At 67.2% G+C, this 2,039-nt stretch carries 3 protein-coding genes; 1 reads left to right on the top strand and 2 read right to left on the bottom strand.

The annotated features are described in order from the left end of the window. A partial coding sequence (locus ADL03_RS49200; RefSeq protein ID WP_197289174.1) for a hypothetical protein occupies nt 1-267 on the top strand: 267 nt, incomplete at its 5' end. A 54-nt stretch (nt 268-321) separates the two neighbouring features. On the opposite strand, the gene ADL03_RS49195 is transcribed toward ADL03_RS49200, so the two are convergent. Both ADL03_RS49195 and ADL03_RS49190 read right to left on the bottom strand, forming a co-directional pair. Next, nucleotides 322-1,740 (bottom strand): glycoside hydrolase family 19 protein, encoded by a 1,419-nt coding sequence (locus ADL03_RS49195; RefSeq protein WP_053739561.1) that lies wholly within the window; start codon nt 1,738-1,740, stop codon nt 322-324. Nucleotides 1,741-1,775: 35 nt separating this feature from the next. Further along, on the bottom strand, nt 1,776-2,039 hold a 264-nt coding region (locus ADL03_RS49190; RefSeq protein ID WP_197289173.1), incomplete at its 5' end, for a hypothetical protein.

The raw sequence follows: 2,039 nt of genomic DNA, 5'->3' as shown, positions 1-2,039 counted from the left end.
CAGACCGGTGATGTCGCGAACTTCGAGATGACGAACAACCGCATCGGCGTCGTGCTCACCAGCGGTGAGGCCACAGTCAAGGAAGGCGACCTCTACGCGGGCTGGGTCGACCAGACGGGGCAGGCCACCGAGATCGAGCTCTCCGGCGACCGCGTCGGTGTCCGGCAGTCCGACGGCGCGTTCCAGGTCAAGGAGGGAAACCTCTGGGCGGGCTGGACCGAGCAGTCCTCGCCGGTGTCCCAGGGCGATCTGACGCACCGCCGCTAGAAACCGCGAAAAGGGCGCTTTCCCGAGTCCGGGAAAGCGCCCTTTTCGCGCGGATCAGTGGCGGTAGCAGGTGATCTGAGAGTCGGGGGCGGGAAGCGATCCGCCGTTGAAGTAACGGAGTGCGGACTTGAAGTCGGCGCACCGCTCCGCGTCCTCCGCCGAGCTGGCCCGGTAGCCGACGTAACGGGAGATCAGGCCCATGTCGTAGTGGTCAGCGGCATTGTTGGAGTCCGAACGGGCAACGGTCCAGTACCAGCGGGCGATCGGGGCGCTGTACTGCAGGCTGCGTGCCAGCTCCGGGTTGCCGAGCAGGTCGACGCCGAGGTTGCTGCCCGCGCCCCGGTAGTTGGTGTCACTGGTCAGCTGGATGAAGCCGCGGCCCTGGTAGGTGGCGCCGGTGCCTTCCAGCGCGTTGTAGCGGAACCCGCTCTCGTTGCGCAGGGTCGCGAGGAACGCGGCCTTGCGCGCCGCAGTGGTGATGCCGCCGCGCACCATCTCGGCGTTCAGGCTTTCGAGTCCCTGCTGGACGGTGTCCGCGTCGCCGATCGCGCCGTAGATGTTGCGCAGGTCCTGCAGGGTGACGACGTCGGTGGTGACGACGACGGGGGTGGTGAGGCCGGCGGCCGACACGCCGGTCGCCTGCTCGGTCCAGGACGCGTACAGGTCGCCCTCCTTCACGACGAAGGAACCGTTGTCCCGCACCACTCCCAGCCGGTTTCCGGACAGCTCGACCGACTTCGCACCGGCCAGCTGGCCGACCCAGCCCGCGTAGAGGTCGCCCTCCTTGACCGTGGCCTCACCGCTCGCGAGGACGACACCGATGCGGTTGGGGGTGAGGTCGAAGTCCTTGACGTTGCCCGTCTGCTCGGTCCAGCTCGACCACAGGTCGCCGTCCTTCACGACGAGCGAGTTGTCGTCGCGGAGCACTCCGATGCGGCCCGCGGCGAGCTCGATGTCCTTGGCACCGTTCATCTGGTTGACCCAGCCCGCGTAGAGGTCGCCCTCCTTGACGGTCACCTCGCCGTTGGTGAAGACGACGCCGATGCGGTTGGGGGTGAGGTCGAAGTCCTTGACGTTGCCCGTCTGCTCGGTCCACGACGCCCACAGGTTGCCGTCCTTCACCGCCAGTGACCCGTCGTTGCGCAGCACACCGATCCGGCCACCGGCCAGGTGGAAGTCCTTGACACCACCGGTCTGCGTGGTCCAGCTCGTGTAGAGGTCGCCCTCCTTGACCATGACGTCACCGCCCGTGGTCAGCACGCCGATTCTGTTGCCGTCGATCTCGAACTTCACCACACCGTGCGCCTGCGTCGTCCAGCTGGTGAACAGGTTTCCTTCCTTCACCGACAGGGTGTCACCGGAGAGAACACCGATGCGGGGCCCGGTTTCGGCGGCCTGCGCGGCCGGGGTGGACAGGAGGGTGGTGGCGAGGGTGGCGCCGATCAGTGCCGCGCCCGCGATCTGCTTCTTCATCTCAGCGGTTCTTTCTCGGTCGTGTGGCGCGGGACTCAGCGGTGGGTGAGGTCGGCGGCCGAGACGCCGCCGGACTGCTCGGTCCAGGTGGCGAAGAGCGTGCCTTCCTTCACCGCGAAGGAACCGTCGTTGCGCAGCACACCGATGCGGTCGGAGGAGAGCTCGATGTCGCTGGCGTCGCCCAGCTGGCCGACCCAGCTCGCGTAGAGGTCGCCTTCCTTGACTGTGGCCTCACCGCTGGTGAGCACGACGCCGATGCGGTTGTTCGTCATCTCGAAGTTCGCGACATCACCGGTCTG

Origin of the sequence: Nocardia sp. NRRL S-836, from assembly GCF_001279525.1 — a bacterium.
Classification (GTDB): domain Bacteria; phylum Actinomycetota; class Actinomycetes; order Mycobacteriales; family Pseudonocardiaceae; genus Lentzea.
Note: the sequence above shows the minus strand (reverse complement) of the source record. Positions and strands in the feature narration are given on the sequence as shown.

Bases quoted from the DNA above. Each gene is read 5' to 3' on its own strand.
- ADL03_RS49195 (WP_053739561.1), bottom strand. From the start codon at position 1,740: ATGAAGAAGCAGATCGCGGGCGCGGCACTGATCGGCGCCACCCTCGCC.